Raw genomic sequence first — 24,090 nt, forward strand, 5'->3', positions numbered from 1 at the left:
GTCTGCTCAGTTCGCATGGAGGGCATTCCGGTGCATTCAAGCTTCTCGACGCACGAGATTACGAACCAAAGCCCGTCGTTTTGCGACATCAATCTTTTCTTGAGTGATGCGGCTCTTCAAAGCGCGATCGCAGCAGAAGGTGCGGCTCACGAGGCGGAAGAACTGGCAAGGTTTGGGCAAAAGGCGGGAAGTGCGCAAGCGTTCGAAGCCGGGCGCTTGGCGAATGAAAACCCACCGAAGCTCCGACGCTTTGACGAGAAGGGATTTCCGCTCGACACGGTCGAATTTCACCCCGCCTATCATGGCTGTATGGCGATGAGTTTTGCCGCGGGGCTGCATTGCAGCCCGTGGGACTATCTCGGCGCTGCCGAGTCCGGTCCACGTCCACGTCCGGGTGCGCACGTGGTGCGTGCCGCCACACTCTACATGATGACGCAAGTGGAGCCGGGCCATGTTTGTCCGGTGACTATGACGAACGCAGCCGTTCCTACACTGCTGCTACAGCCTGATCTGGCTACGTCACTTCTGCCGAAGATCCTTTCGCGAACTTATGACAAAGCCTTTCGGCCATGGCCTCAGAAAGAGAGCGTCAGCATCGGAATGGGGCTCACGGAAAAGCAAGGCGGAACAGATGTCCGTGCGAATGCCAGCACGGCCATTGCCGCCGTGAATGCCGGGGCCGGGCAGGAGTATATTCTCACTGGCCACAAGTGGTTTATGTCAGCGCCGATGAGCGACGCATTTCTGATGCTTGCGCAGGCCCCCGGCGGCCTTTCCTGCTTCTTGGTTCCGCGGTTTCTTCCTGACGGCTCGATCAACGCTTTGCGTCTGCAGCGGCTCAAGAACAAGCTCGGGAATCACTCCAATGCCTCATCGGAAGTTGAGCTCCAGGGCGCGTCCGGTTGGCTTATTGGGGAAGAAGGGCGCGGCATTGCCAACATCATCGAGATGGTGACGATGACGCGGCTCGATTGTGCCGTCGCGTCAGCAGGTCAGATGCGTCTTGCGCTGGCGGTGGCCCTTCATCATTGCCACTATCGCTACGTGTTTCAGAAGCGACTTGTGGATCAGCCAATGATGGCCGCTGTTCTTGCTGATATGGCGATCGACGTTGAGGCCGCGACGGTGCTTGCTGTGCGGTTGGCCGGTGCATTTGAGCGCGCTTGGATGGATCCGCATGAGGCTGCGTGGCGTCGGGTTATGACGCCGGTCACGAAGTATTGGGTGTGCAAGATGGCGCCAGCGCTGGGCTTTGAAGCGATGGAGTGCCTCGGCGGGAATGGATACGTCGAGGATGGGCTCGCCGCCCGGCTTTATCGTGAGTTGCCGCTCAACGCCATTTGGGAAGGGTCGGGCAACGTTATGTGCCTTGACCTCCTGCGGGTATTGCAACGCACTCCTGAGGCCGTATGGACGGTTATGGCTGTGTTGAAAGAGAGCAGCGCAGGGGATGCCGTACTTTCAGCTTCGGTCGCACGGCTTGAGACGTTGATGCGTGGCAGCGCGCAGGAGGGCGATGCACGCACACTTGTCGAAACGTTGGCGCGGACGGCGGCTGGATGTTTGCTGCGCCAATCTTCGCCCGATTTTATGGCCGATGCGTTTATCGCGAGCCGCTTAGGGGGAGAGTTTCGCCACACCTACGGCACGGGCGTTGGGAAGGCAGGCCATCGCGAAATTCTCGAGCGGGCGCGGCCTCTCCAATGATTGGTGTCATGTAAGTCTTAGGCCGTTTCCGTACCGGCGGCATGTGCGGCTTGCTGCTCCAGTTCATCGTGCAGGAAGCTCAGGTCGAAGGGGCCCTGACTGAGGATTTTCTCGACTTCCGCGACTGGTCGGGTTCTTGCGCTGGCTGCTGCCCAGACTATTGCCGAGCGCATCCCCGATTTGCAGTGTGCGAGTATCGGGCCGTCCAGCTTGGCAAGGGTATCTGCCATGGCGCCGACGACGCTGTCGCTGAAGATGTTCGCCTGATTTACAGGGATGTGGACGTACTGGAGGCCATGCTTTTCTGCAATTGCCTTTTGGGATGCCGCCGTTGGTTGGCCAGGTGCTTCGCCGTCGGGACGATTGTTGATGATGGCTTTGAAGCCGCTTGCGGCCGCTTCTTCAAAATCCGCGTCGCTCAATTCTCCGGCGACCGCGAAGTTTGGCGTCAGGTGGGTAACGGTTTGCATGGGCCTCGCTCGTTTCAATTCGTTTGCCGCGTCGCAGGTTTAGGTGTTGCGCGCGTGTTGGTCGACGCGACAATTCGATCTCAGTCACGGATTTTACGCGACGCGGTGTAGTCCCACTTGAAATCATATGCTAATAAATTTGCGTTTCGTCATGGATATTGAAATTTTTTTCTAGTGACGACATGTCCCAATTTTTAATAGCCGGTGGAGATGTGCTGTGCTCGATGAGATGGACGTCAAGATCCTCAAGGTGCTGCAGCAGGATACGACGCGTGCGGTCGCTGATATCGGCAAAGAGGTTGGATTGTCGACCACGCCCTGCTGGCGGCGCATTCAGAAGCTTGAGGAGGCTGGCGTGATTCAACGCCGTGTTGCCTTGCTTGAGCCAACCAAGGTGAATGCAGGCGTTACCGTGTTTGTGCAGATCAAGACGGATCAGCACAGCCTGGAATGGTTAGAGAAGTTTCATGCGGCTGTCGTCGATTTCGAGGAGGTCGTCGAGTTCTACCGCATGTCTGGTGATATTGACTATTTGCTGCGCGTGGTTGTGCCGGATATTGCCGCCTACGACGCATTTTACAAAAAGCTGATCGGCCGCATCGAAATCGCCAAGGTCTCTTCAACGTTTGCGATGGAGCAGATCAAGTACACCACGGCGTTGCCGTTAGATTTCGTTCTCGAAGATGCGCAGCACTCCAAACGAACCTAGGCAAAGCCAGCTTAGGAGTTGGCTTCCGGGTCCGTGATGACCGGTCCGCCAAGAATACGCATTCGTCCGCGCGCAATCGCCGTTGTCGTTCCATCCTCCAAATGCAGGCGCACATCGTAGTAGACATTTCGCCCTTTAATGGCAGCTTCGGTCACATCTGCATAAAGATAAGCGCCGAGGGGGATCGGTGCGAGATATTCGATGCTCGCTCCCGCCGTCATGGACCGTTCGCCCCTGGCGTTACACGTGAAACCAAAAGCCAAATCGGCCAGGGCGAAAGTGACACCGCCGTGGCAGACGCCGAACGTGTTGGTGTGTTGAGGCTTCACGCGCATCGCGAAGCGGCTGCGCTGGGCACCCGCTTCGATGATTTCGACACCGAGTTCTCTAAAAGCCGGATTATTGGCGGCCATTGCTTCCATGAGTTGCCGCGGATCAGGCTGGTCCACTGCAGAGGTGGTGTCCGTGCTCATAATTGTCCTTATTTTCGGTCGCTAGCGTTCAGGCGCGCAATCAAGCTCGACGTATCCCAGCGATTGCCGCCCATCTTCTGGACCTCGCTATAGAATTGGTCGACGACGGCTGCAACCGGAAGGCTGGCGCCATTACGCCGTGCCTCATCGATGCAGATGGAGAGGTCCTTGCGCATCCAATCCACGGCAAACCCGAAATCGAACTTGCCGGCGTTCATGGCTTCCCAGCGGTTTTCCATTTGCCAGGATTGGGCTGCACCCTTGGAAATTGTATCGATTACGGTCGGGATATCCAGGTCAGCCTTCTGAGCGAAATGGATAGCTTCTGCCAAGCCCTGGACCAATCCTGCAATCGCGATTTGGTTCACCATTTTGGTGAGCTGGCCTGCGCCTGGCGCGCCGATGTGTTTGATCATCCGGGCGTAGTGCGTGATCACCGGTTCTGCACGCGCGAAGACATCTGCGTCGCCACCGCACATGACGGTCAGCACACCGTTTTCTGCACCGGCCTGCCCGCCGGAGACCGGGGCGTCGATGAAACCGATGCCCTTTTCTTTGGCAGCAGCGTAAAGTTCGCGTGCGACGTTGGCGGAAGCCGTTGTGTTGTCGATCAGGATGGATCCGGGTTTCATCGCGGCGAGCGCGCCATCGGGCCCAATGATGACGGAGCGCAGGTCGTCGTCGTTGCCAACGCAGCAGAAGACAAAGTCGGCATCCCTGGCAGCTTCAGCGGGCGTCGCTGCCGTTTGTCCTGAGCCGTGCTGCTCAACCCACTCCTTGGCTTTGGCGGCGGTGCGATTATAGACAACGAGGTCGTGTCCGCCTTTCTTAAGGATGTGGCCCGCCATCGGGAAGCCCATAACGCCGAGCCCAATCCACGCAACTTTTGCCATGCCCCTGCTCCTTCCCAGAATTATCGATGGTTCGTATTTGTTGATCCGGCACTTTTAGCCAATGGGTGATGACGGAAGCAAAGAAAAAGGGGCTAGCTGGGACTATGGTTCAGTGACAACACTGAAGAAAGGACACCTCAGTGAATTCGAAGCAGCTTGATGACGGCGGTTCTCTGGCTTCGGGATCTGGTGCGCGTGCGTTGGCTGTGACGCTGGCGGATGTCAAACGCGCTGCTGAGACCATAGCGGGAGCGGTGGTCGATACGGATTGCGACCGCAGTCGTACGCTGTCGGAAATGTTCGGCGCGGACATCTGGCTCAAGTTTGAGAATCTACAGTTTACCGGGGCCTTTAAGGAGCGTGGCGCTCTTAATCGCCTGATGGCGCTGAGTGCTGAAGAACGCCGCAAAGGCGTTATCGCGATGTCGGCGGGCAATCACGCGCAAGGCGTAGCTTATCATGCGAACCGGCTTGGTGTTCCGACGGTTATTGTCATGCCTGAAGCGACGCCGACTGTAAAAGTCGAGAACACGCGGGGGCATGGCGCTCAGGTCATTCTCAAAGGCCCGACCTTGGAAGAGGCGTCTGCTTTCGCGCACGACTATGGGCGTGAGCACGGGCTCACGTTTGTGCATCCCTATGATGATCCGCTCGTAATTGCGGGGCAGGGGACGATCGCTTTGGAGATGCTGCGTGATGTGCCCGATCTCGATTTTCTCGTGGTGCCGATCGGTGGAGGCGGCTTGATTTCTGGCATTGCCGCCGCTGCGAAGGCTTTGAAGCCGGAAATTTGCGTCGTCGGCGTTCAGGCAAAGCTTTATCCATCCATGTACAACGCAACGCGTGGCATGAGCTTGCCGATGCGCGGGGATACATTGGCGGAAGGGATCGCGGTCAAAGCGCCGGGCAAGTTGACGAGCCCCATGGTGAAAGAGCTCGTCGACGACATTGTGCTTGTCTCCGAGCCGGAACTTGAGCGGGCCGTCAGTTTGTTGCTCGCAATCGAAAAGACGGTGGTCGAGGGTGCGGGCGCGGCGGGCTTGGCGGCTCTTATCGCGGAGCCGGGACGGTTTGCCGGACAGAAGGTCGGCTTGGTCTTGTGCGGAGGCAATATCGATACGCGTCTGTTGGCCAGTGTGTTGACGCGGGAACTCGCGCGCGAGGGCAGGCTGTCTCAGCTCACCATCGATATCCCCGATCGGCCAGGCCAGCTGGCTGCGGTGTCAGCCATTATCGCGGAGGCTGACGCCAATGTTGTTGAGGTTTATCACCAGCGCGTGTTTACGGACCTGCCGGCCAAAGGTACCGAGCTGCACATTGTCATCGAGACGCGCGATAGGGATCATCTCGGTAGAGTTTTGCGACAGCTTGAAGAGGCTGGCTTTGCCGTTGAGGTGAAGGGCGCCCGTTGAGCTTTCGGACTTTGCGGGCGCACTCACTCATGGAGCGTCACTGCTTAATCGGCGTTTCCGGATAGGCTAGCTGTTCCCGGGCACGCCATTCGTTTGTGACGTAATTGATGATCACTGACTTACGAACGCCTTCAATGGGGCGCGACTCGAAGCCGTGATAGGTGTTGTCGGACGGAACGAAGATCATGGCGGAGTTTGATTGGAATGGTGAACGTCCAAGATGCTTCTTGTCGTTGTCGTAGATGTCGGTGCCGAGGTTGGCGTGTGAGGGTTCACGCGACATGTAGAGCAACATCGTGAAGACCTTCACGCCGAGATCCGTGTGTGGCTCCAGCCAAAACCCGTCGATGTCTTGCGCATATTCTACGCGGAGATAGCTACCATTCAGGTTGGTGCCGAAATGGTCTGCGAGCGCGTGCGTGAGTTGGTCAGCCTGGAAGGCTTCATTGAACGCCTTGCAGACGGGGAACTTCGCCATGTTCTCAGCATCGAAGTAGGTGCGCGTTGCGTTGTGCAATTCACGCTTTCCGGAAACACCGTCCAGAGCCGGAGCCGGGAAGGGAAGATGGACAATGTCTTCAGCGGCGGCGGCGGGGAGGCAGTCCGTCAGATACCAGTGTCGATAAGGTTCGTCGGTCCGTTTCGACGACTCAATGCTCGCCAGCATGCTGTCGATGATCGCTTGCGAAGAGATGGTCATTTTGTGGACGTCCCCGATTGAGATCAACTGGCGGAATGTGGCCGCCTCGTGGGTTAGGCACGGTGCTAGGGCCGTCTGTCAAGGGGCAAGTGCGTGAGGAGTTTGGTGAGCGGGAGCTGTGACGGTTACGGACTTTTGCGGGTGGACAGCGACGAGCTTGAACGGTTTTGGCCGTAGCTGTCCATAACGCCTTGCCTGCAGGTTGGCTGGCATTTGTGGAAAAGTTGGGGAAAGAAAGGCTCGGATCGGCTGAGGCCGCGTGCCGTCGGCCTTATGGCAGTAAAGCCCTCAGGTAAGAGCTTGATCTGTAATTTAAAAAAGTTGACCCCGTTCGGTGAGGAACGGGGTCATAGAGTTGGAAGGAGCAGTATCGGGTTGGGTCGGAGGTAATCTCGATTTCGGCTTGTCTTAGTCTAAGCGTGTTTTCGCGAAAAATTGCGGGGACGGCTCGTTAAGGGCGACATCGTCTTTGAGCATAGGGTTCGACGACAGCGATACCCTAACGAGAATGAGGGCGGCCAGTAGAAGGCATCCGAGCGCGGCGATCATCGTGTAGCGACAGATGTTGCCGCTGAGTAACTTGGCTGCCTCGAGATCCATGGTTTCCTCACAGGCTATTCAGAGAAATGCCGTTAGGATTTTTATAACCGATAACTTCTTGTTAGTCGAAGAAGTAGAATGGACATGGATAACGACCATTTCTTGAAATTAACTTCACGCTAACCTAAGTTAATGAGTAATTACTTTTATTTTTATGTAATTCAATTTTGGTAGTCGCGCGCGGATGGTTGGCGATGCCCCAGAAGCAGTTTGTGGTATTTATTTGAAAGCTTGAGTCGAATTTGCGGGAAGGTGGCGGCTCGTTGGTTCCGGGAGCTCAACGGCGGAAATGGCTGGCGGTGGCCGTCCTCGTGGCGCTCGGCTGTCTTGTCGTTCCGTGTCAGGCACAAGATCAAGATCCCCCTGCAGTGCTTGCACCTTCCGCGGCCAGCGATGCGGTGCGCGCGTACAAGGTTCTGGATCAGCACTGCGCGCGATGCCACCAGACGGGTCGTCTCAAGCGGAGTGTCTCGGCGGGGGATCTGGGAAATGTCCTAGATCTTGATGCTCTTGCACGGCGCGCGGACTTAGTGCGCCCTGGCTATCCGGATGCTTCTCCACTTTTTACCGTAATGCAGACGCGGCATATGCCGAATGACGTTACGAACGGCTTTGGCGACCTCAAGGAGCCCAGCGTCGAGGAAATTGCGGCGGTTAGGACTTGGATTGCCGGTTTGCGTGCCGTTTCCCGTTGTGTATGGGGAGTCACGGACACCGAGGACGTGGATGCGCTGATCCGGGCCGATCAGCAAGGGGCCGACCCTGAGACCGCAAGGTTTCGCCGGTACGTGCAACTTTCGCATCTTGGCACATCATGTGGCGGAAAGAGCCAACTGGATGCTTACAGGCAGGCTCTCGTCAAACTCCTCAATAGTGTTTCGCGCGCGCCGAAGCCGTTGCGTCCGGATAACGTCGATATCCGAGGAAGTTTCATTGCTTTTGATGTGCGCAATCTGGGATGGTCTCCCGACGAATGGGAAGCCATTGCCAAGCAAACGCCTGAAGCAACACGGCCTGATTTAGGTTCGGATATTTTAGAGGGTTCCGGGAGCCGTCAGCCGCTTTTACGGGCTGACTGGTTGGCGTACGCCCTCTCTGAGCCTGGAAACTACTACGCGCGTTTGCGGATCCCTGTCCGAGAGAGGAATTTTGATGCGTGGTTAGGTTTCACGGGAAACATTGATCTTGCGCAGACACGTGTTGCTGGCGTTGCGCAAAGTGCCGTTACGGGTGCCGCGCGCACTTTTTTGCGCCGCGCGGATAAGGATGGGCGGGTACTTTGGGAGGCTTTTGATTTCGTGCCTGGGACTGGGGAGCAGTCGGACGCACTCACAAATTTGTCGAACCGACTAAGCCGCGGGGCGGGAGATGACGTGGCGGCGGGTGCTGAACAGTCTCGCTTGCTGTTTCAGCTTCCGAACGGCTTTTTTGGCTCGGCCGTGTTTTCTGCGGATGGTACCCGGCGGGACGAGGCAAAGGAGATAGGGACTGAAAGCCATGTCTCTGAATTGGCTGGGCGCGCGACAGGTGGAGGGCTTGGGTGTTTTGTCTGTCATCAGCCGGTCCTGTTGCCCTTTCAGGATGATTTGCGTGGCATTGCCATGGAAGAGGTCAGCCAGAGCGGAGGCGGTGCAAACCACCTGGTTTCTCAGGCGGAGCTTGATGCGCTCTTGGCGAACGATGCCAACGCACAGACGATCGTCCTCCGTTCGGCGGGCATTGGACCTGATCTGACAATCGATGGGTTGGAGCCGATTCACGCGTTGGTTCTGAACTATCTGCGCGCGCTTGATATTCGCCGCGTGGCCCGCGAAATGGGTCGAAGCGTCCAGCAGATTTCTCAAACGCTTGAGAAGCTTGACGGCGATTTGGCGCCTGCCGCCCGGCGCTTGCGTCAGGGGGTGATCACACGGGCGGAGTTTGACTGGCTCGCTTCTGAGCTTGTTGAGGATACGGATCAAAGGCAGTCAATTCGGCCCCATGCGGATGACTTGCGCCTTTCGTTATGGAGCGACAAGCCAAGCTACAAAGCGGGTGAAGCGGCCTACTTCTTTGCTTCTAGCACACAGGATTGTCATCTGACATTGATTTCGGTTGATGCCAAGGGGCTGGCTACCGTCTTGTTTCCCAACGACTTTAATCCCGATAACCTTCTCAAGGCCCGCCAACGTTTACGCGTGCCGGGACCGGCTGATGAGTTCAGGTTCCGATTGCGGACTGTTGGTGAGGAAATGATCGTTGGGATTTGCATGGCGGGCGGACGTACCTCGCCGCCCGGTGTTTTCCACGACTTCGAGCGTCAACGCTTTACCAGTCTGGGGGATTGGGAAGCCTTTCTCCGCGATGAGCTGGCAGCGGATAGCAAGGAGCGTGCCGGCGGAGGGACGGTGCAGCGGGCGAAATTAGTGTCCGGCCGCAAGCGCCGGGACACAGTGCCCGCCCGCAGCGACCCGACACCGCTGCCGCAAGCCCGCGACGCGATCGTCATCAAGATAGACTGAGCTTTATTGCGGATCAGGCCAAGCGCTCTAGGGCTTTCAAGCCGAGAATGCCACCGAGAACGATCGCGACAAATGTCAGGTATGAGCCCAAAGCCAGCGTCGAGATGCCTGTCAGGCCCTGGCCGATCGTGCACCCGAGCGCCATCACACCCCCGAAGCCCATGAGTGCGGCGCCTGATAAGGTCCGCACGGTGTCACCGGCATCGGAAAAGGACGCCACGCGGAAACGTCCCATAGACATGGCGGCAAGGAAGGCGCCGAATAATGCCCCGAAGACGCTTGCGGCTCCAAAGCCCGGATAGCCTAGTGCGGTGTAGCGCTGGATCCATTCTAGGCTGTCGCCCGCGGGGCGGACGTAGGTCAACGAGATTGGAGGAACGGGCGCTTCGGTGAACTCATCGAAGGCGAGGCCAGTGGCCGCCCAGCCTGCGATCACGCACAACCCGACTGCAATACCGGCGATGATATGGACGGGGCTTGCGCGCATTTCGCGGCTTGCGAAGCAATAGAGCATCATTAGACCCGCGATGATCGCACCGACGGCGAGGCCCGCGATGTCGCCCGGAACGATTTGGTGGGCTGAAGCCATGTCGGCAAGGCTTGTCGATGGCGCGCCGAGGCCGCTCATTGGGAGTGCTGTCGCGTCCGCAATTGCAGCTCGCAGAGGGCCTAGGACGCCGCCGATTGTGGCGTATGCAAAGATCCCGACGACGACGAGAGTGAGCAAAGCCCGCAAGTCGCCGCCACCGGCGCGCGCCAGGTTGCGGCTCGGGCAGCCGCCGGAAAAGACCATGCCGAAGCCGAAGATCAGTCCGCCGAGGATATGGCCTGACCAATTCAACGAGGGGCCGAGATACATCGACTTCTCGACCGACACGATGCCAGTGTAGGCGAGCGCCTGGGTGCCGAGGATTGCGACCGCGCCTGCCAGGATCCATGAGCGGAAGCGGCGGTAGTCGCCAAAGTTAAAAGCGTCGGAGATCCCGCCCATCGTGCAGAAGTTTGTGGCGTAGACGATGCAGCCAAACGCGAAGCCGACCACCAATCCTGAGATCATCAGGTAAAGTGGTGCGTTTTCGATAAAGGCTTGGCGTAGTTCTTCCATCGTCAGTGGTCTCCGAGACTGTCCGTTGTCGGCGGCAGCGTTATCATAGTCAAACTTGAGAATGTTAACTGAATTCCACTGTTCTAAACGCCCCTGGAACAAGATGGCGCGGTGACAGCGGGCCTGGAACAACAAATTTGCTTCACGCTAGTGTCCGGTTTCCAAAGTTCGCTGCAGGGGATGCTTGTTTGGGAGCAAACTTCGGAATCAAAAGGGACACTAGAATCATGGGGTTGCTCGTGTGTTTCAGAGCGAGTAATTCGCTGACGGCCATTCCGCGATAACCGGCGAATTTCTCGATCATCACACGAGGGGTTTACGTGGGGGGCAAATGACCATATATCCGCGCTTCTTTGCGATAAGGCGGTCTCTGCTGGTATGAGCAGCGCCCTCGGATTTTTAAACCCGACTGGTGGAGGTCCCATGAAATGGAAAAGCTCGCTTCCGCGGCAGCTCTGATCCAATCCCGACGCCCTGAAAAGCCCGTACTTGGACTTCGTCCGCAGGCGGCTGGCCGGGCGGCGCGTTGGTTTATAGACAACTTTGATGGCGATGTGGCCTATGCCTACAAGGCCAACAGCTCGGTCTTTCTGGTCGGGGCGCTGTATGGTGCCGGAATCCGACATTTCGACGTTGCCTCGCTCCCTGAGCTTGAGGACGCCGCCACGATTCCTGGGGCAGAGCTTCATTTCATGCATCCGGTCAAATCGCGCAGCGCAATTCGTCGCGCGTATGATTTGGGTGTCCGTAGTTTTTCCCTCGATGGGCTCGATGAGCTTACTAAAATTGTCGAGGAGACGACTGGGGCGGATGGCCGCCCGGCGCGGGATTTGAAGCTGTTTGTGCGCGTGGCGGTACCTGCGATCAACAGCCTCATCCCACTTGAGCACAAATTTGGGATCGCTGGTGCTGCAGCCGCGGATCTTCTCGTTAAGACGCGTCAGGTGGCGGCCGAATTGGGCATCACGTTCCATGTCGGTTCGCAAACAACGACACCAGACGCGTTCGTCGCCGCATTGCAGGCGGTGCGCGAATTGATCGGCGTTGCTGGCGTTGTCGTCGACCGTATCGATGTCGGCGGCGGCTATCCTTCGCGGTATCCGAACAGTGAGCCTTCACCGCTCGTCGATTTTATCGACGCGATTGATGCTGGCCTCGAAGAGATGCCCGTGCGTGAAGATGTCCGCGTGATGTGTGAGCCAGGCCGTGCGCTGGTCGCAGAGGCTGAAAGCCTAATCGTGCGGGTGGATGCGCGCCGCGGTAGCCATCTTTATATTAATGACGGCTCTTACGGGACGCTGTTCGACGCCGCGCATCTTGGCTTCGTATTTCCGGCACGCATGGTTTCGCGTGAGCCGGAAGCTGGTGAACCGCTCACGGGGTTTGAACTGTGGGGGCCGACCTGCGATTCAATTGATCACATGCCAGGCCCCTTCATGTTGCCGGCGTCCATTCGGCCAGGAGATTACATTGAGATTGGCAACATCGGCGCTTATGGCCGGGCGATGGCTGGCAAGTTCAATGGTTATGGCGATTACGAGGAGGTCATCCTGCTCGATGAGCCTCAGGTGACCATGTACTCGGAAGATGCCGCTGTGCCGGCGCGGTTTGCGCGCGGCTAAAATTTCGCTGCCGGCTTCGTCTGGCGGAACACAATTGATAAACAACGAGGCTCGGGGGTAGACGCTTTCGAGCCTCGTTTTGTGACTAGTGCCAGGGACCAAAAGATATGGGCCAACAACCGAGCGACCCCTTCACTTACCTACATGCGGACGAGGCCTTTCTCGATCCAGATCGGTCCGACGTGCTTTGTCCGCATTTGGCCCGTGCTCTCGTTATTCCGTTTGGGCTCGAGGCGACGGTGAGCTACGGCTCCGGTACGGCGCGGGGTCCTGCGGCCATCCTTGCGGCCAGTCATCAGCTTGAGTTGTACGACGACGAACTCATGCGTCAGCCTTGTGATGATTTCGGTATCGCGACGTTGAAACCGCCGGTGATTGATCTCGAAAAGGGTCCTGAACCTGCTTTGGATAAGCTCGCACGCATCGTCGAGCAAACATTGGAAGCTGGCCGATTTCCGTTCGTGCTTGGTGGCGAGCATTCGTTGACTGCAGGTGCCATCCGGCCTTTTGCGGCACACTATGACAACCTCGTTGTTTTGCAGTTCGATGCTCATGCCGATTTGCGGGATGGTTATCTGGGTGAGCGCTTTTCGCATGCGGCAGCGATGCGGCGTGTGCTTGACTATCAGCACGTCAGTTTAGTTTCGGTTGGTATCCGTGCGGTATCGGCTCCAGAGGTTGGTTTTGCCGAAGCGAACAAGCATCGTGTTCACATCCATTGGGGCAAAGACCAAGCACATTGGTCGATCGAAGATATCGTTGCGCCGCTGAAGGGGCGTCCGATCTACGTCACTTTCGATATCGACGGTCTGGACGGGTCAATCATGCCTGCGACGGGTACGCCTACGCCCGGCGGTATGAATTATCCGCAGGCGCTTGCGATCCTGCGCCGCGCGGCGCAGGTTGGCACGATCGTAGGTGCGGATCTCGTAGAGCTGGCGCCGATACCGGGCTTCCATGCGTATGATTTTCTTGCGGCGCAACTTGCCTACAAGATGATGGCGTATGCTTTGTCCGGGACGGGGCCTGGCGTGCGCCGTTCGCGCGTCTTGTCCTGATAATCTTAGGACTGGTGGGCGGTACTGGGATTGAACCAGTGACCCCACGCGTGTGAAGCGTGTGCTCTACCGCTGAGCTAACCGCCCGGTTCCAGGGAAGCCAGCTTATGCTGACATTCTTCACCTGCTGTCAAGGTCCGTGGTGACCGAACTTCGCACCCTTCACTTACCGTCGCGCATCAGTCAGCTCGAAGCTTTGGGCGATGCGTCGGAACTCCGGGATAAGCGTTTGTGATGTTGGTGTGATGCCAAGCAATCGATAGTATCCACCACCGGGTGCCGGAAGCAAAATCTGTAGCAGGTTGACCGGATTTTCGTCTGTTGCGTCTACGGCGGTTGCCTCTATCGATATGCCTTCCAGGCCGCCGATAGTCACTTCTGTGGGCGTGCTCAGCTTAAGCTGGCGATAGCCCGTGAGTGAGGTCAGCAGCTTTGTTGCAAACGCTTGGGGCTCCTTGACCGGTCGCTTGTCGAGGGAGGGGGCAATCATGAAAACGGGGCGACTTTGTCCTTTGCGCTCAGGTTCAAATCGGCCGTCCCGGGTATAGACCGTGCTTGTGCCGATAACGGTGCCCGCTCGTTTGAATTCTCCGAGATATCCAAGACGGTAAAGCTCCCGCACCGTGAGATGAGCGGCGGTTTTCGCCGAACTGAGAACGCGCTCAATATCCTCTGCCGTTATCGTGCGATTACGCATGATCTCGACCGGCACATTCGCGGAAACCAATACCGACTGATCGGCCGTACGGAACACAACGAAGAACTTTTCGTACGTACCGGTTGGCGAGGTTTGTTGGGCGCGAATGTAAATGTGATCATCCGTCCGGGGCAGTGTCCCACGTTCGACGGATGTAATTCCGCGCTTGGCAAGCCCTTCCGCCGTAAAACCTGAAATCAATTCGTCATAGGCTTCGTGAGGCGTTTCGAAGATCACGTAGCTCACACCGAGATTTTCGTTTGTAAAACCGGAGAATAGCGGGGACGGTTCGAAGCCTTCCGGGAGGTCGAGCACGACCCGACTGTTGAGAGCCTGTTGGGGCAGGGCGGAGGCTTGAAGTGCGCCGAACATGAAAGAGGCCGCGAGGACCACGAAAAGCGCCACCGTTCGAACGACGCTTGCTCTTCGATCAGCGCTCAGATCGATGGTGTGGCACTCAGCTGTCGGAAGGCGCATTGGTTATCTCGCTCGCCTGAAACGGTACCCAGTCGCCGTTCTGGCCCCAGAATTAGTTTCTTCATAGCGAGAGGAGAGGGGGTGGATGCGGCTGAATTGCGGCGCCTGAGCTGACTGCTACAGGGCGTCGCGAATGAGGCACTTTGCGCGAAAAAGGGGCGCCGCGTGGACCTACGGCGCTCCGGTATGAGTCAGGCGGAATGTTGGATCAGGAAGCGATATACGCCGCCGCTTTCTTCGTGTTCCAACAAGGTGTTTCCGGTTGTTTTGCAGAACGCTTGGAAGTCGGCGACAGATCCGGGATCGGTGGCCAGGACCTCAAGGGTGCCGCCGCGGGGAACGTCCTTGATGATTTTTTTGGTTTTCAAGATTGGCAGCGGACAATTCAAACCCTTTGTATCCAGTGTCATATCGGCCATGGTCGTCGCAGTCTCCGGACAGATTTTTGTTTTTATCGGCGCCTAATTCTCAGCCGCTCACGAGAGGTTGATAGCAGAGGTAGAAGGCGCGCGACGATATCAAAACGTGCAAATTGGCGATAGGTTTGGCGGCCTGACGCCCGAATCGCACGGTGTGAGTGGGTATATCGCGGCAATTAGGCATTGCCGGATTGGTTGTCATCAGGCATCAGCGGGTGTCACCATTATACGGTTTGCGTCGGGTTTGGCTTACCTAGGGGCTGTCGGCTTTTTTCGGCATGGGAACGCGAGGGGAATCATGAACGTGTCTGAACCCAAACCCAGGACGTTCCGGTTTTCATTCGGTCTGGAAAAACTTGGGCTGATTGCGCTTCGCGCCCCTCTTCTCTCGGCTTTGTTGATCGTCGTTCTTTCGGGCTTGGCGGCGCTTGGCGTTTCGCGGCTCAAGGTGGACGATTCGCTTTCGGAGCTCTTTCGCACCGATACACCAGAGTTTCATCAGTACGAAACTATCGATCGGTTGTTCCCATCAAGTGAATATGACGTTTTGATTGTTGCTTCGGGGCCTGATCTTCTGAGCCGCGAGGTTTTGACGGCGTTTCGCGAAACGACGATTGATCTGCAACTAGCAGATGGCGTCAACGGTCTCGTTTCCATGATGTCGGCGCGTGATAAACCGGACGAGACCGGCTATGCGCCCCCGATTGTTCCAGACGATCTCCCGGAGGATGACGCTGGCCTGTCGGCCATGGCTGAGCGGCTCAAGACAAATGACATTGTGAAAGGGAAATTCCTGTCAGATGACGGGAAGCTGGCTTTGATCGTTATTTCTCTGGATCGCGCTGCGGTTGCCAGAGACGGTTCCAAGGCTGTCATCGAGGGACTGAGAAAGACCGCAGAGGATGGCTTCGCGGGAACAGGCGTCACCATCAAGCTGACCGGTGCGCCAGTCATGCAGCTTGAGATCCGCAATGCGGTGGAGCAAGACCGTCTTGTCTATAACGGGTTGGGCTTCCTCGCAGGGCTCGTTGTTGCATTCATTTTCTTCAAGCGTCTATCCTTGACGATCATTGCGGTGGCGGGGCCGGGGATTGCCATTCTCTGGACGTTGGGCGTCCTGGGTGCGCTCGACTTTCGGCTCAATCTCTTCATCAACGTTATTACGCCCTTGATTCTGGTGCAGGGTTTTTCAGATTCCATGCACTTGGTCCTTGCGGTTCGTCGCGGCATCATGGCTGGCGTGGACCGGGTCGCTGCAGCGCGCGCGGCTGTTATAGACGTGGCGCCTGCGTGTCTTCTGACGGCTATGAACGCGGGGATTGCGATCTTGTCGTTGTCGCTGGCTGAATCCGCTCTTATTCGAACATTCGGTGTCGCGGCTTTGTTGGCTGTCGGGATTTCTTATCTTGCGGTGGCCGTGGTCGTGCCGACGCTTGCTGCAATTTTCGTAAAGCGCGAAACCCACGTGCTTGCCGATCCTGATGAAGAAAGCGGTGGCGTCGGACTGCTGCAGCGGGTGACCGACCGCGTGATGGGGACGGCAGCCCGAAATCCGGCGTTGTTCACTACGCTTGGCGTCGTTGCTGTGGTGCTGACCGGCATCGCCTACGCCCAGCTTGAACCGAAGTATCGGCTCGCCGATCAAGTGCCGGATCAGGAGCAGGCCTTGGCGGGTTCAGCGCAATTGGATCAGAAACTAACGGGCGCCAACCCGATCCATGTCATGATCCTTTTACCTGACGATAAAGACGCGTCAGGCGCCCCTAAAAATACTCTTTTCGATGAAGAAACGCTGGATACGATCCGGACGGCTCATGACGTTCTCGAAAAGCGCGCTGGGCTCGGCAACGTTTGGTCGCTCGACAGTTTGAGGCGCTGGCTGGCAGAAGCCGGGGAAGACAATGTCGAGACCGTTCAACGCTACGTATCAATTTTGCCGGAACATCTAGTGCGACGGTTCATTTCAGGCGATGAGCGGGCTGTCTTGGTGACGGCTCGCATGCCGGACCTTGACGCCAGTGAAATCCTGCCTGTTGTCGAGCAGATTGACGCTGCGTTGGCGCCAGTGCGCGCGGCGCATCCCGGGTATGAAATCAACGTTACGGGCCTGCCGGCCATCGCGGCGCGCAACTCGGCGACGTTGATCACAGAGCTCAATTGGGGCCTCGTCGGCGATATTTTCGTGATCTTTATCTTCCTAGGGTTGGCATTACGATCGGTTCTGGTGGGTGTAGCAAGTATTCTGCCATCCCTGTTCCCGATCTTTGCGACAGGTGCTCTTCTCTGGGCTTCTGGTGAAGGGCTGCAGTTTGCGTCGATCATCGCGATTACCGTGGCATTTTCGTTAGCTATCGACTCTACAATTCACTTCCTGAACAGGTTCCGGCTGGAGGAAGACCGTCTCGGTGGCGGCTCGGGCATGCACTTCGAGGCGTTAAGGCGCACCGCCCATCACATTGGTCCCGCGGTCGTTTTAACGACGATCGTTCTGGCGATGGGGCTTGGCGTTACGGTGCTTTCGGACCTGCCGTCGCTGAGGCTCTTTGGGCAGCTTTCGGCAGTGTGTCTGTTTGCTTCTCTGATCGCGCAACTTGTTATCCTGCCGGCGACAATTTCCCTTTATCGCGGATGGATACCGCGCAATCCGTAACCCTAACGATTTGCGACGGGGCGGGGGGCGACAGGGAGGCTTGCGCTCTTGTTGCTCAGATGCTTATGGACTGGGGTTCATACGTGGCGTTCGGCGGGGCCGACAATGAGAACACGCGAATTCTTGTGTGCGACCGGTACTTTGCGGTTTGGAGGAGACCCCTTATGGCTCGTATTTTGACGTTTGTTCGGTCTTTCGGTGTGCTTGTGGCTTTGGTGGGGTTCGGCGCCTCCGTCACGTTGGCCGATGATAAGCCAGAGTTCAGTGAACAAGGCTTTCTCAGCGCGGCGTATGATAACTGCGCCACCGTCGAAAATCGTAATCCCAAGTCTTGCGAATGCGAGCAGAAGCTTATGAGCGATCCGGATCGGATGAGCCTCGAAGACAAGCAAATGGCATTTTACTATTGGCGCGATAAGGAACGCTATATCAAAGAGTTCGAGGCAAAGCGCACGGCGGATCCTAAGTGGCAGGAGGCGTTTGCGCTGCGGATGGCGCAGGTTCAGGCGCTTATAATCGCTGCCTGCGGGGTTTGAGGGAAAAATACTCGGTTTCTACTATTGGGGCTTCTCTAAGGTCGGTCGTTGCCTGTAACATGACTGACATGAAGTGAGAGTGGAGACGTTGGGGATGGGACCGTTCTGTATCTTCCCGATTTCCGTCTCTAGTGAACCCTAATTGTGCCGAGGCCGCGTGACCGACGCATCCTCACCTAAGAGCACCAAATCAGCCACCCGCCACCATCGTGGCTGGAGGGAATGGCTTCGTAATGTATTCCTTGGGCCTCTCGCGTTTCTGATCGTTATCAACGATACGATTTATCGGCGTATTTTAGGCGCTCGCTTTAGCCGGGAACGATCTGAAGTCATCGGACTTAAGGCTCGTCCTCGTTCGATGCTTCGCGGCAATGCCGTGAGTGTGGTCCCGTCGTCGGGCGGCACGGAGAGGCAGGCTCATCGGGTTGGCGGACGGCTTGTTCTCGTTGGTACTAAAGATGTGCGCCGGCGTGCGCCTGCTACGCGCATTATACGGGCGACATCCATTGAGGTTTCACAGGAAGCGCACGACGCGTTGATTAGTAACCTCAGGCGGTGTCTCAGCCCTGCCGCCGTTGGTGCTGTGATCGAGGAGATCAGCGAAAGGGGCTTATGCGGATATCAGCAGTTTGTGGCCATTCTTGATCGGCTGGTTGATCTTGAGGCCACCGAAGAGGAAGTGAAGGCCGCACTAGCCTGTGCGGGACTGATGGGCACTTGCGAAGTCGATATGATCCGCCGCGTCATCAAGCTGAAATTCGATCCCATCAGCGGGCACATGGATTGGCACCACCGCGCTGTGCGAAGCATTGGCTTCAGCCGAAAGGGCCGGGCGTTGTTGCCTGCAGCCCGACGCGACATGTCGCGGTTAAGAGCCGTGGTTCATCTCGACGCGATGGACCGCATGGTCGGCTGGGATCTGCCGCCAGAGGATACTCTTCTCGGGAACGGATAAGGGCGGCCAAAGACATTGGCGATTGCAGGCCAGCACGGGATGCTGCGGCCGTTGTTCCGTTGGGTTATCGCCACATTGCGCCAAACGGCTACGGCGTTTCAATTTCGGTCTTGATTTGGCCGGCGACAGTGGCGGCTTCGTCAAATTTGTTAGAGTCGCAGTGCCCCTCCATGGTGGTCAAGAGCTCTTCAAGCTTATCGAGCTTGGCATCAGGGAGGTTCTTTTCCTCGGCCGATTGAGCCAGGTCAAAGGCCTGTTTCAGACAATCGTCAACGTTAGCGGCCACATCCTGTGCGAAAGCGGGACTGGAGACGAGGAGGCCTGCAGCGACGGCGAGGACGATACGTTTGATCATGTCTTAGGTTTCCTCTTTTGAGAGCCGTTACGGCCGAGCGTATCTTGCGGTTGAATATGGCTCTTCAAGGACAGGTGCAATGGTGCTTTGGAGTGTGGCTTGAGGCCTACACATTGTGTCAGTCGGAGCCCAACAATTCCTGTAGAGCCTGTTCCAGCTGACCGTAGTGGTGGATCAGGATATCAGCTCCCAGATCTTCCGGAGGCACTTCAGTATAACCAAAAGAAACGGCGATGACTTTAATTCCGGCGGCGCGGGCGGTGGCCACATCGGTTGGGCTGTCACCAACCATTATCGCGCGCGTGAGTTCTCCGCCCGCAAGTTTAACGGCGCCGAACAAGTGATCGGGGTGGGGTTTGCAGACTGGAAAAGTATCGCGTCCAGCCAATGCATCAAAGCTGTCGAGCCAAGCCAGTTCGGTAAGGAGTTGTCGCGATAATGTTTCGCGTTTGTTGGTACAAATGGCCAATCGGCTGCCCGCGATGCGGAGACGGCCTATAACGTCGCGGGCTCCTTCGAAAGGACGGCTGGTTGCGGCGATGTTTTCGCTGTAGTGGCTCAAGAAGCTGGCAAGGAGTTGATCGACGTCTTCGTCGGTTTTTTCCATACCAGACTGCCGCAGGCCTTCGATAATCATCCGCCGCGCGCCAAAGCTGATCCAGGGTCGCAGATCTGCTGGCGCGACTGCGGGAATGCCGCACAGTTCAAGAACGTGGTTGGCAGCGTGGATGAGATCGGGTGCCGTGTCGACCAGAGTGCCATCGAGATCAAAGACGACCGTCGCATCGCGCATGCTGGCGTTCCTTAGGTTTGGTTGGTTGTGATGGGGTGGTGAAATTGCGACTACCAGTCGGGTGTAGGTTGAATGACGACTATTGCGCGCTTACACAAAACCTACAGGCGGGTCCAGGCGCTAGGGCCGATTTTAAATAGTGCGCGCATAAATCAGCGGGCCAGAAAGGCTAGGTTATGGATAAAAAGGTCATGACGCTTCTTAAGACGCAAGCTCTCATCGATGGGGCTTGGGTTGGCACTCCTGCGATGCCTGTTACCGACAAAGCGACCGGTGAAGAGATTGCGCGCGTCCCCGATCTCGGCGTGGCTGAAGCGAAAGCAGCGATTGAGGCTGCTCACAACGCATTTCCGGCCTGGTCGAAGCTTCTTGCCAAGGAGCGCACCGCCATCCTACGCCGTTGGTACGAGCTGATCATCGAACATGCGGATGAGCTGGCGCTTCTTCTTTCCAAAGAGCAAGGAAAGCCACTGAGTGAGGCGCGCGGTGAGATAATGTACGGTGCGGGCTTTGTCGAATTCTTCGCCGAGCAGGCCAAGCGCGTTTACGGCGAGACGCTGCCGACCTTCAAGGCAGGGGCGCGTACGGTTATTTTGAAACAGCCAGTCGGTGTCGTTACGGCGATCACGCCGTGGAATTTTCCCAATGCGATGATTACACGGAAAGTCAGTCCCGCGCTCGCGGTGGGATGCACTGCTGTTGTGAAGCCTGCGGAGGATACGCCTCTCTCTGCGCTCGCTCTTGCAGAACTTGCCGTTCGTGCTGGTGTTCCCAAAGGTGTTTTGAATGTCATCACCACTGCGGATGCGGCGACGGTCGGCAAAGAACTGTCGACGAATCCGCTGGTACGTGTCGTCACATTCACGGGCTCGACGGAAGTGGGCCGCATTCTCATGGGGCAAGCGGCTAGTACGATCAAGAAAGTGTCGCTGGAGTTGGGCGGGAATGCGCCGTTCATCGTGTTCGACGATGCGGATATCGATCAGGCCGTTGCAGGGGCGTTGGCTTCGAAGTTCCGGAATGCGGGTCAAACGTGCGTCTGTGCCAATCGGATCTATGTACAAGACAAGGTCTATGATGCTTTCGCGGAGAAGCTGTCAGCAGGGGCGGCGAAGCTCAAGGTTGGGGCAGGTACGGAATCTGGCGTTGAGATTGGCCCACTGATCAACGAAGCAGGCATTGCCAAGGTGGAAGATCATGTCGCCGATGCTGTGAACAAGGGCGCACGTGTTCTCATCGGCGGAAGCCGGCATGATCGCGGCGGCACGTTTTTCCAGCCTACGGTTCTAGCGAATGTCGATTCCAGCATGAAGGTGACGCGGGAAGAGACATTCGGTCCTGTTGCGCCTCTGTTCCGGTTCACTGACGAAGCCGACGTTGTCGCACAAGCCAACGATACGCAGTTTGGGCTTGCGGCTTACTTCTATGCGCGCGATATCGGTCGCGTTTGGCGTGTCGCCGAGGCTCTCGAATACGGAATGGTTGGTGTCAACGAAGGTGTGATGTCGACCGAACTGGCCCCCTTCGGTGGTGTTAAGCAATCGGGCCTGGGGCGTGAAGGCTCTCATCACGGTATCGAGGAATTTCTCGATACGAAGTATGTGCTGATGGGTGGTCTTTAGTCCTCGCCATAATTTTCGGGCGCGCAGCCCTCGAGTGGTTGCGCGCATTATCGAACTCTTCTGGCCGAATTAGCTGAGCGGCCGCAAGCCAAGGATGGTCAGAATGTCGGATGAGCTGAAGCGTCAAGCGGCGGCGAAAGCTGTCGAATTCGTTGAGGCGGGGATGCGGGTTGGTCTCGGGACGGGATCGACAGCCGCGCATTTTGTGGATCTTTTGGCGGCGCGTGTGCGCGAAGGCCTTTCCGACATCGTTGGAGTCCCGACGTCTGAGGCGACACGGGCGCAGGCGGAGAAGCTCGGCATTAAGCTCGCGACACTCGATGAATTCCCAGTGCTTGATTTGACCGTCGATGGGGCCGATGAAATCGACGCTGAATTGCGCATGATCAAGGGCGGTGGCGGCGCGCTTTTGCGCGAGAAGATCGTCGCCACTGCTTCGGAGCAGGTCGTGATCATTGCGGATAAGAGCAAGCTTGTCGAAACCCTGGGTGCATTTCCTCTGCCGTTAGAGATCGTGCCGTTTGGGCTCGGCGCGACGCGCAATCTCGTTGAGCTTCTCGCCGCGGACGCGGGATGTGAGGGGGAGATCTCTCTCAGAATGGGAGCCGACGGCAAGCCGTTCATGACGGACAGCGGCAACGTGATCCTCGATTGCGCCTTTGGCCGCATCGAAGATCCGGAAGGGCTTGATGACGCATTGAAGTTGGTGCCGGGCGTGGTTGAAACGGGGCTGTTTCTCGGGATCGCGGATGTCGCAATCCTGTCTGCTGCCGACGGGATCGAGGTTCTGGAAACAGATTACAGCGGCGAGATCTAAATTAAGCGTCGTTAGTGAGAAACTTCTGTCTCGGTTCTGAGTCTTTCTACTTCCGGTGAAGTTATGAGCAATTACGATTACGACCTGTTTGTCATCGGTGGTGGTTCGGGTGGCGTTCGCGCTGCGCGCATTGCAGCCGGATATGGCGCACGAGTGGGCCTAGCTGAGGAATATCGGCTTGGCGGCACGTGTGTGATCCGGGGCTGCGTGCCGAAGAAGCTTTTCGTCTACGCGTCGCGCTATGCCGATGAGTTTGAAGATGCCGCGGGTTACGGCTGGTCTGTTGGTTCGACTAAGTTTGATTGGCCGAGCCTTGTCGCCGCAAAGGACAAAGAGATCAGCCGCCTCGAGGGTCTGTATGGTGGTACGCTTGAAAGAGCGGGTGTCACCGTGTTCGGTGAGCGGGCAGAGTTTGTCGATGCGCACACCTTGCGGCTTAAGCCTTCCGGCCGGACGGTGACTGCGGACAAAGTGCTCATTGCGACGGGCGGCACGCCATTTGTCGACTCAAAGCTTGAAGGCTATGAATTGGGGATCACGTCGAATGAGGCGTTTCACCTAAAGCGCTTACCGGAGCGTATTGTCATTTATGGCGGTGGTTACATAGCCATCGAGTTCGCGGGCATCTTCGCCGGGCTCGGTGTCGACACGACGATCGTTTATCGCGGTGACAAAATATTACGTGGCTTTGACGATGATTTACGCGATGGGCTAACAACTGCTTACACCAAGCGCGGAATCAAGCTCGTCTTAGGGCGGGTGTTCACCAAGCTTGAAAAGGTCAACGGTCGGCTCGTTGGTCATCTTGACGACGGCTCCACCTTGGAAGCGGACGAGATCATGTTGGCGATCGGCCGCAATCCGAACGTTGTGGGGCTCGGGCTCGATGCCATTAGCGTTGAGCGCGGATGGAACGGAAGCATCGTTGTTGATGACGAGCAACGGACGAATGTTGAGAACATCTTCGCGGTTGGTGATGTCTGTGACCGGTTTAATCTTACGCCGGTCGCCATTGCTGAGGGGCATGCATTTGCGGATGCCCAGTTTGGGAACAACGCGCGATTGGTTTCTTACGAGATGATCCCGACGGCGGTGTTCTCGACACCGGAGATTGGGACGGTGGGGCTTGGCGAGTGCGATGCCCGTGAACGGTGCGCGAAGCTCGACGTCTACAAATCCGAATTCCGTCCGATGAAGGCCACGTTATCCGGCCGCGATGAGAAAATGCTCATGAAGCTGCTGGTTGACGGGGAATCCGGGCGCGTTGTTGGGTGTCACGTCATCGGAGAGGGTGCCGCTGAAATCGTTCAGATGGCGGCCATTGCTTTGCGCATCGGCGTGACGAAAGCACAGTTCGATCAAACGATGGCGCTGCATCCGAGTGCTGCGGAAGAATTCGTGACCATGCGGCAAAAGTGGCAACCCGTAGCAGCCGCTGCCGAATGAGTCCCTCGGAGACATGTCTGTTAGGGACGTTACGGCTTGGCTGATTGCACGTGGCATCGCGCGCGGCTATGAG

The 24,090-nt window shown here is 57.2% G+C and carries 22 protein-coding genes and 1 tRNA gene; 12 read left to right on the forward strand and 11 right to left on the reverse strand.

Annotated elements, in window-relative coordinates; translation table 11 throughout:
- Positions 1-15 precede the first annotated feature (15 nt).
- Positions 16-1,707 carry an acyl-CoA dehydrogenase family protein gene (locus tag BLS30_RS15485; RefSeq protein ID WP_090230106.1) on the forward strand — a complete coding sequence of 564 codons (1,692 nt, stop codon included), beginning with the start codon at positions 16-18 and terminating at the stop codon, positions 1,705-1,707.
- Between the two features lie 17 nt (positions 1,708-1,724).
- On the opposite strand, the gene BLS30_RS15490 is transcribed toward BLS30_RS15485, so the two are convergent.
- The gene (locus tag BLS30_RS15490; RefSeq protein WP_090230108.1) at positions 1,725-2,177 is read right to left on the reverse strand and encodes a protein tyrosine phosphatase family protein; all 453 of its coding nucleotides are present in this window, start codon (positions 2,175-2,177) and stop codon (positions 1,725-1,727) included.
- Positions 2,178-2,406: 229 nt separating this feature from the next.
- Here BLS30_RS15490 and BLS30_RS15495 point away from each other — a divergent pair, with 229 nt between their 5' ends.
- On the forward strand, positions 2,407-2,886 hold the full coding sequence (locus BLS30_RS15495) for an Lrp/AsnC family transcriptional regulator (RefSeq protein ID WP_046480381.1): 480 nt from the start codon (positions 2,407-2,409) through the stop codon (positions 2,884-2,886).
- A gap of 11 nt (positions 2,887-2,897) precedes the next feature.
- Here BLS30_RS15495 and BLS30_RS15500 read toward each other — a convergent pair whose 3' ends face one another.
- The gene (locus tag BLS30_RS15500) at positions 2,898-3,359 is read right to left on the reverse strand and encodes a PaaI family thioesterase (RefSeq protein ID WP_046478442.1); all 462 of its coding nucleotides are present in this window, start codon (positions 3,357-3,359) and stop codon (positions 2,898-2,900) included.
- Positions 3,360-3,367: 8 nt separating this feature from the next.
- The gene (locus tag BLS30_RS15505; protein ID WP_280136734.1) at positions 3,368-4,270 is read right to left on the reverse strand and encodes an NAD(P)-dependent oxidoreductase; all 903 of its coding nucleotides are present in this window, start codon (positions 4,268-4,270) and stop codon (positions 3,368-3,370) included.
- Positions 4,271-4,392: 122 nt separating this feature from the next.
- On the opposite strand from BLS30_RS15505, the gene BLS30_RS15510 reads away from it, so the two are divergent.
- Positions 4,393-5,664, forward strand: a complete 1,272-nt coding sequence (locus BLS30_RS15510; RefSeq protein WP_425284171.1) for a threonine ammonia-lyase — start codon at positions 4,393-4,395, stop codon at positions 5,662-5,664.
- Positions 5,665-5,701: 37 nt separating this feature from the next.
- Here BLS30_RS15510 and BLS30_RS15515 read toward each other — a convergent pair whose 3' ends face one another.
- Positions 5,702-6,364 carry a 2OG-Fe(II) oxygenase gene (locus tag BLS30_RS15515; RefSeq protein WP_210184050.1) on the reverse strand — a complete coding sequence of 221 codons (663 nt, stop codon included), beginning with the start codon at positions 6,362-6,364 and terminating at the stop codon, positions 5,702-5,704.
- Between the two features lie 408 nt (positions 6,365-6,772).
- Positions 6,773-6,964, reverse strand: coding sequence for a hypothetical protein (locus tag BLS30_RS15520; RefSeq protein WP_090230111.1), 192 nt, complete (start codon positions 6,962-6,964; stop codon positions 6,773-6,775).
- Between the two features lie 299 nt (positions 6,965-7,263).
- Between BLS30_RS15520 and BLS30_RS15525 the strand changes: the two genes are divergently transcribed.
- A complete protein-coding gene (locus BLS30_RS15525) occupies positions 7,264-9,465 on the forward strand; it encodes a DUF4384 domain-containing protein (RefSeq protein ID WP_139165375.1) in 2,202 nt (733 codons plus the stop codon).
- Between the two features lie 13 nt (positions 9,466-9,478).
- On the opposite strand, the gene BLS30_RS15530 is transcribed toward BLS30_RS15525, so the two are convergent.
- Positions 9,479-10,570 carry a YeeE/YedE family protein gene (locus BLS30_RS15530; protein ID WP_090230116.1) on the reverse strand — a complete coding sequence of 364 codons (1,092 nt, stop codon included), beginning with the start codon at positions 10,568-10,570 and terminating at the stop codon, positions 9,479-9,481.
- A 428-nt stretch (positions 10,571-10,998) separates the two neighbouring features.
- On the opposite strand from BLS30_RS15530, the gene BLS30_RS15535 reads away from it, so the two are divergent.
- On the forward strand, positions 10,999-12,192 hold the full coding sequence (locus BLS30_RS15535) for a type III PLP-dependent enzyme domain-containing protein (RefSeq protein WP_090230119.1): 1,194 nt from the start codon (positions 10,999-11,001) through the stop codon (positions 12,190-12,192).
- 107 nt (positions 12,193-12,299) lie between these two features.
- Entirely contained in the window at positions 12,300-13,250 is a 951-nt protein-coding gene (gene speB / locus BLS30_RS15540; protein ID WP_090230121.1) for an agmatinase, read from the forward strand.
- Positions 13,251-13,262: 12 nt separating this feature from the next.
- Here the strand turns inward: speB and BLS30_RS15545 are convergent.
- The 3 genes from BLS30_RS15545 to BLS30_RS15555 form a co-directional block, all read right to left on the reverse strand.
- Positions 13,263-13,337: transfer RNA gene (locus BLS30_RS15545), tRNA-Val, on the reverse strand.
- A 79-nt stretch (positions 13,338-13,416) separates the two neighbouring features.
- The gene (locus BLS30_RS15550; protein ID WP_090230124.1) at positions 13,417-14,424 is read right to left on the reverse strand and encodes a hypothetical protein; all 1,008 of its coding nucleotides are present in this window, start codon (positions 14,422-14,424) and stop codon (positions 13,417-13,419) included.
- A gap of 191 nt (positions 14,425-14,615) precedes the next feature.
- Positions 14,616-14,843 (reverse strand): sulfurtransferase TusA family protein, encoded by a 228-nt coding sequence (locus BLS30_RS15555; protein WP_046478450.1) that lies wholly within the window; start codon positions 14,841-14,843, stop codon positions 14,616-14,618.
- Between the two features lie 298 nt (positions 14,844-15,141).
- Here BLS30_RS15555 and BLS30_RS15560 point away from each other — a divergent pair, with 298 nt between their 5' ends.
- The 3 genes from BLS30_RS15560 (at position 15,142) to BLS30_RS15570 (ending at position 18,984) form a co-directional block, all read left to right on the forward strand.
- A complete protein-coding gene (locus tag BLS30_RS15560; protein ID WP_090230126.1) occupies positions 15,142-17,493 on the forward strand; it encodes an efflux RND transporter permease subunit in 2,352 nt (783 codons plus the stop codon).
- Positions 17,494-17,657: 164 nt separating this feature from the next.
- On the forward strand, positions 17,658-18,029 hold the full coding sequence (locus BLS30_RS15565) for a hypothetical protein (RefSeq protein ID WP_046478452.1): 372 nt from the start codon (positions 17,658-17,660) through the stop codon (positions 18,027-18,029).
- Positions 18,030-18,186: 157 nt separating this feature from the next.
- A complete protein-coding gene (locus BLS30_RS15570; RefSeq protein WP_139165376.1) occupies positions 18,187-18,984 on the forward strand; it encodes a hypothetical protein in 798 nt (265 codons plus the stop codon).
- 88 nt (positions 18,985-19,072) lie between these two features.
- Here BLS30_RS15570 and BLS30_RS15575 read toward each other — a convergent pair whose 3' ends face one another.
- Positions 19,073-19,339: a hypothetical protein gene (locus BLS30_RS15575; protein WP_046478454.1), complete on the reverse strand. Its 267-nt coding sequence runs from the start codon at positions 19,337-19,339 to the stop codon at positions 19,073-19,075.
- A gap of 118 nt (positions 19,340-19,457) precedes the next feature.
- Positions 19,458-20,132 carry an HAD-IA family hydrolase gene (locus BLS30_RS15580; RefSeq protein WP_090230132.1) on the reverse strand — a complete coding sequence of 225 codons (675 nt, stop codon included), beginning with the start codon at positions 20,130-20,132 and terminating at the stop codon, positions 19,458-19,460.
- A gap of 191 nt (positions 20,133-20,323) precedes the next feature.
- Between BLS30_RS15580 and BLS30_RS15585 the strand changes: the two genes are divergently transcribed.
- From BLS30_RS15585 to gor, 3 genes are all read left to right on the forward strand, one after another.
- The gene (locus BLS30_RS15585; protein WP_280136713.1) at positions 20,324-21,754 is read left to right on the forward strand and encodes an NAD-dependent succinate-semialdehyde dehydrogenase; all 1,431 of its coding nucleotides are present in this window, start codon (positions 20,324-20,326) and stop codon (positions 21,752-21,754) included.
- A 103-nt stretch (positions 21,755-21,857) separates the two neighbouring features.
- Positions 21,858-22,571: a ribose-5-phosphate isomerase RpiA gene (rpiA, locus tag BLS30_RS15590; RefSeq protein WP_090230135.1), complete on the forward strand. Its 714-nt coding sequence runs from the start codon at positions 21,858-21,860 to the stop codon at positions 22,569-22,571.
- Between the two features lie 63 nt (positions 22,572-22,634).
- A complete protein-coding gene (gene gor, locus BLS30_RS15595; protein WP_090230137.1) occupies positions 22,635-24,017 on the forward strand; it encodes a glutathione-disulfide reductase in 1,383 nt (460 codons plus the stop codon).
- Positions 24,018-24,090: the final 73 nt, after the last annotated feature.

Origin of the sequence: Filomicrobium insigne, from assembly GCF_900104305.1 — a bacterium.
Lineage (GTDB): Bacteria > Pseudomonadota > Alphaproteobacteria > Rhizobiales > Hyphomicrobiaceae > Filomicrobium > Filomicrobium insigne.